This is a genomic window from Terriglobales bacterium (assembly GCA_035457425.1).
GTDB lineage: Bacteria > Acidobacteriota > Terriglobia > Terriglobales > Acidobacteriaceae > JACPNR01.
The window spans coordinates 1-5,098 of the sequence record DATIBR010000011.1; the positions used below are offsets into that span (position 1 = coordinate 1).

General features: G+C 67.5%; 6 protein-coding genes. 1 reads left to right on the forward strand and 5 read right to left on the reverse strand.

Annotated features, from left to right (window positions below; genetic code table 11):
- The coding region (locus VLA96_01035) for a DMT family transporter (protein ID HSE47770.1) at positions 1–480 on the forward strand (480 nt) is incomplete at its 5' end.
- A 72-nt stretch (positions 481–552) separates the two neighbouring features.
- Here VLA96_01035 and VLA96_01040 read toward each other — a convergent pair.
- The 5 genes from VLA96_01040 to VLA96_01060 form a co-directional block, all read right to left on the reverse strand.
- Positions 553–1,821 carry an MFS transporter gene (locus VLA96_01040; protein ID HSE47771.1) on the reverse strand — a complete coding sequence of 423 codons (1,269 nt, stop codon included), beginning with the start codon at positions 1,819–1,821 and terminating at the stop codon, positions 553–555.
- 78 nt (positions 1,822–1,899) lie between these two features.
- Positions 1,900–2,853, reverse strand: coding sequence for a bifunctional riboflavin kinase/FAD synthetase (locus VLA96_01045; GenBank protein HSE47772.1), 954 nt, complete (start codon positions 2,851–2,853; stop codon positions 1,900–1,902).
- Between the two features lie 86 nt (positions 2,854–2,939).
- On the reverse strand, positions 2,940–3,710 hold the full coding sequence (locus VLA96_01050) for an MBL fold metallo-hydrolase (protein HSE47773.1): 771 nt from the start codon (positions 3,708–3,710) through the stop codon (positions 2,940–2,942).
- Positions 3,707–4,342 carry a DUF1844 domain-containing protein gene (locus VLA96_01055; protein HSE47774.1) on the reverse strand — a complete coding sequence of 212 codons (636 nt, stop codon included), beginning with the start codon at positions 4,340–4,342 and terminating at the stop codon, positions 3,707–3,709. Before VLA96_01055 ends, VLA96_01050 begins: the two co-directional genes overlap by 4 nt.
- Before the next feature lie 108 nt (positions 4,343–4,450).
- A partial coding sequence (locus VLA96_01060) for a glycine cleavage T C-terminal barrel domain-containing protein (protein ID HSE47775.1) occupies positions 4,451–5,098 on the reverse strand: 648 nt, incomplete at its 5' end.

The window sequence follows — 5,098 nt, forward strand, 5'->3', positions numbered from 1 at the left end:
TGCGACGTGACTGGAGTTCAGACGTGTGCTCTTCCGATCTTGGCGGCGGCGCTGCTCGCGGCCGCGACCTTCTCGTTCTACAACGTCGCGGGACGGGCGCTAGTGGAGCGTTTCGACCGCTGGTTCGTGGTGCTGTACGCGCTGGGCGGCGCGGCGCTGTTCTGGCTCGTGGTGAACCCGCCGTGGAAGGTCTGGGCGGCGCATTACACCGCGTCGCAGTGGGTGTTCCTGGTGGTGTTCGCGTGCGCCTCGATGCTGGTGCCGTTCTCGCTCTACTTCTCCGGCTTGCAGCACCTGGACGCGACGCGGGCGATCGTGACGAGCTGCCTGGAGCCGGTGTTCGCCATCGGGTTCGCGTGGGCGTTCGCGAAAGAGGTGGTGACGCCGCTGCAGATCGCCGGCATGCTGGTGGTGCTGGCCGCGACGGTGATCGTGCAGCTCTCGGCGGCGCCGGTGCAGAAGCTCACGCCAGACGATTAGTCCACAGTCCACGGTCCACAGTCCACGGTGGCCGGGCGCCGGCGAGTCGCCTGCGCCTACCTGCACAAGATGTCAGTCGAGTTGCTTGCCCTTCGTTTCCGGCAACTGTGTTGCCACCAGGGAAGCCATCAGGAACGAGACCGCGCAGAGCAGGAAGCCGCCGCGGACGCCGTAGCCCAGGCCGCCCTTCTGCACCGGGTCGGCGATGAGTCCGATGACGAAGGGCGAGATGGAGCTGAGGGTGCGCGCGCCGTTGTAGGTGAAGCCGAGCGCGCGCGCGCGGACGGAGGTGGGGAACATCTCGCTGCCGATGATGCCGGAGCCGGAGAAGAATCCGGTGCCGAAGAAGGCGATGGGCGTGCCGAGCAGCAGCAGCAGCCAGAAGTTGTGCGCCCAGGCGTAGAGCGGCACCAGCAGCGCGGCCATGAAGGTATAGAGGATGAAGCTCTTGCGGCGGCCGATCCAGTCGGCGACCCAGCCGAAACTGGCGTAGCCGGGCAGCATGCCGGTGAGGTTCAGGATGACCAGCAGCACGGTCTTCTGGCCGTCGGAAAAGCCGAGGCCGCCGCGGTCGGGCGCGAGCGTGAAGTAGGCGGGCACCCAGGTGAACAGGCCCCACCAGCCGAACATCCCGAAAAAATTGAGCAGCAGGAGCGCGATGGTGCGGGGCGCGTAGTCGCCGCCGAAGAGCTGGCCGAAGGTGACCTCGGGCGTGGCCTGCGCGAGCGTTCCGGAGGCGCGCTGCTCTTCCCACATCTGCGACTCGGGGACGCCGCGGCGGATCCAGAGGATGACGAGCGCGGGCAGCACGCCGACGAAGAAGACCGCGCGCCACTGGAACTTCAGCATCACCAGCCACACCACGAGCGCGGCGAAGGCGAAGCCGATCGCCCACGAGCTCTGCACGATGGCGATGGCCTTGGCGCGCAGCGAGGTGGGCCAGGTCTCGGCGACGAGCGTAGCGCCGGTGTTCCACTCGCCGCCCATGCCGAGCCCGAGGATGAAGCGGAAGACGGCGAGCATCAGCACCGAGGTCGAAAGCCCGGAGGCGAACGAGCAGACCGAGTAGGTAAGGATGCTGAGCATGAGAGCGCGCTTGCGTCCGATGCGGTCGGCGAGGAACCCGAAGAGCAGGCCGCCGATGCCGGAGGCGACGAGCGTGAGGGTGTTGAGCAGCCCGGCCTCTTTCTGCGTCATGCCGAGGTCGCGCATGACGTGGACGAGGACGAGCGAGTAGAGCATGACGTCGAAGGCGTCGAGCATCCAGCCGAGCGCGGCGGCGATGAGGGTGCGGCGCTGGTCGCGTGTCGCGGTGAGCAGGCTCGGAGCGGCGGTCGACATGAAGGGCGGATTATAGCGGCTCACGGGAGAGCGTCGGCGGTGAGATCCTTCGCGCGCCACGGCGCGCTCAGGATGACATTAGTCGGAGAGCGTCTTCAAAGCGAGCAGGCGGAAGTAGCGGCGGGCGCGCTTGACGTCGCGCGCGATCTGCTCGCGCAGGGCGTCGACCGACGGGAACTTGACCTCGTCGCGCAGCCGATGGAGGAAGCAGAGCTCGACGCGGGTCTGCGCCAGGACGTCGACGGGATGGAAGTTCAGCAGATGGGACTCGATGGCGAAGGAGTCGACGCCGAACGTCGGGCGGTTGCCGACGTTGGTGACGGAGTCGAACAGCTCGTCGCCCACTTTGGTGCGGGTGATGTAGACGCCGTCGGCCGGGACGAGCTCGTCGTAGCGCGCGAGGTTGATGGTCGGCACGGTGTACTTCTGGCCGTAACCGCGGCCGCGACCCGGAGTGGACACGATGCTGAAGGCGCGGCCGAGGAGGCGGCGGGCGCGCGCGACATTGCCCTGGCGCAGCAGCTCGCGGATGCGCGAGCTGGAGACTCTGTCGGGGCCGAAGAAGAGCTCGGGGTAGACGACGACGTCGAAGCCGGCGGCCATGCCGAACTCCTTGAGCTTCGCGACGTTGCCCTCGGCCTGGTGCCCGAAGTGGAAGTTCGCGCCTTCATGTATCTCTTTAGCTTTCAGGCGCTTCCCCAGGATCTCAATGGCGAAGTCGCGCGGCGGCGTGAGCGAGAGGTCGCGGGTGAAGGGGAGGACGAGGATGGCGTCGAGGCCGGTCTGCTCGAGCAGGTTGAGTTTTTCCGGCAACAGCGTGAGCAGCTTGGGAGCGACGTCGGGGCGGAGGATGCGGGTGGGGTGCGGCTCGAAGGTGACGGCCATCGCCTTGGCGCCGAGCTTCTGCGCGCGCGCGGCCAGCTTCTTGATGACGAGCTGGTGGGCGCGGTGGACGCCGTCGAAGTTGCCGACCGAGAGCACGGTCGGGCCGAAGCCGGCGGGAACGTCTTCGAGTTTGTGGAAGACCTGCATAAAGGCTTACCGCGGATGAACGCGGATGAACGCGGATCGGCCGGCCCGCTCCAAACCCTCCGTGTCTCCGTGTCTCCGTGGTGAATTCATATCTCGAACTCCAATCTCAAGCCGTCGTGGGCCAGGCGGACGTGCGGCGGCAGGGAAGCGTTGGTCTCGGCGTGCGGCAGGTCGTGCGAGATGTGGGTGAAGAAGGCGCGCTTGGGCGCGAGCTCCTCGACCAGCTTGAGCGAGTTCTCGACGGTCGAATGCGTGGGGTGAGGCGTGTGGCGCAGCGCGTCGAGGAACAGCACGTCGAGGCCGCGGAGCTGCTGCCTGGAGGCCGCGGGGATGTCGCTGAAGTCGGTGAGGTAGGCGGCGGAGCCGAAGCGGAAACCGTGGATGGGCTCGTCGCCGTGCATCACCTCCACCGGCCGGAAGTCCACGCCGAACAGCTGGAACTCACCGTTGAAGTGGTGGAGATCCACCTGGGCCTTGCTGGGGTAGGCGTTCTGCTCGTCGAAGACGTAGGCGAAGATGCGGCGCAGGGTGCGGGCGGCCTCCGCGCTGGCGTAGAGCGGCAGGCGACCGGGGTGGCGGAAGCTGAGGGGGCGGAGGTCGTCGAGGCCGAGGATGTGGTCGGCGTGGCCGTGGGTGTAGAGGACGGCGTCGAGCTTGCGGATGCCGGCGCGGATGGCCTGCCAGCGGAAGTCGGGTGTGGTGTCGATGAGGACATGGCGATCGGCGAATTCCAGCAGCACCGAGGGCCGGGTGCGGCGGTCGTGCGGGTCGGGCGAGGTGCAGACGCGGCAGTCGCAGCCGATGGTCGGCACGCCCATCGACGTGCCACTGCCGAGCACGGTGAGAAGGGCTTTCATTTGATGCGCGTCGGTCCAGGACCGCTGGGGACCGTGGGGCCGCCCGCGCCGGGAGCTTGGGTGGAGGCGCGGTTGATGGCGTTCATCACCTCCAGCCAAGCCATGCGCAGCTCGTAGAGCGCCTGCTGCAGCATGTTCTTCTCGCTGTCGGTGAGATTGCCCTTGGTCTTCTCCTGGAGGAGCGCGATGGTGTCGATGGACTGGCGCGCGCCCATGATGTCGACGCGCGGCTGCTCGCCCTCGGGCGCGGCCATGCCGAGCTGCAGGAGCGCGGTCATGTAGAGCGAGGCGACGAAGCGCTCGAAGGTCATCTCGAACTGCTTCATGTCGCGGCCGCCCATGCGCTCCTTGAGCTGGTCGTTGAGCTGGCGGTTCGACTCCTCGTAGGCGGACTTCTGCGCGGCGGCCTCTTCGTCGGTGGGCGGAGGCGGCATCTGGGGCTCGCCGGGCTCCCCGGCGGCGGCGGCGTCTGGCGCGGGCGGCGCGGTCTGCTGCTCCGCGGCCTTCGGTTCGACAGGCGGCGGCGCCGGCGGTTCTTCTTTTTCCATCGGGGCGTCGGGGCGAAGCTCGCCCTCGGCGGTGAACTTGCGGCGATCGCTGACTACGAAATCCGATTTATCTTTTTCGGCCATCGTTTATCCGTTTTTGACTTGTTGACTGGTTCACTGGTTCATTGAAAACCCAACGCGCCCTCAATGCACCAGTGAGCCAGTGAACCAGTGAACCAGTGAACCAGTGACTCAATCCTTGAACGGCAGAGTGCTTACCTTGGCTCTTGCTCCTTCGATCTCGACTTCCGTGCCGGGCTTGGCGGCTTCGCGGCGGAGGTATCCGAGCGCAAGGGTGCGGCGGCCGTTGGGCAACTGCGCGACGCTGGTGAGCTGGCCGACCTCCCTGCCGGCGGCGGTGACCTTGACGCCCGGCGCGGGCGCACCTTGCTCGATCTCGAAACCGGTGAGCGAGCGGTGGACGGCGCCGCGCGCGTGGATGCGCTCCACGATCTCCTGGCCGAGGTAACAGCCCTTGTTGAAGTTGAGCGCGCGGTCCTGCGCGGTCTCTTGCGGCAGGTCCTTCTCGCGGATGTCGACGCCGAAGCGGGGGATGCCGGCGGCGACGCGCGCGAGCTCGCGCGTCTCGAAGCCGACAGGCGTGGCGCCGGCGGCGAGCGCGCTCTTCCATGACGCGGGCGCCTGCGCGGGCGAGAGCCAGATCTCGAATGCGGCGGCCCGGGCGTCCATGCGGATCGTCGAAACATCCTCGCCTTGCCACGGCTGATCGCAGATGGCGAGGGTCTCGGACGGGATGATGAGGCCGAGTCTCTTCAAGACTTCCGGGGCTTGCGGGCCTGCCACGCCGACCGCGCTGAGCTCGCTCTTGGCATCGTGGAC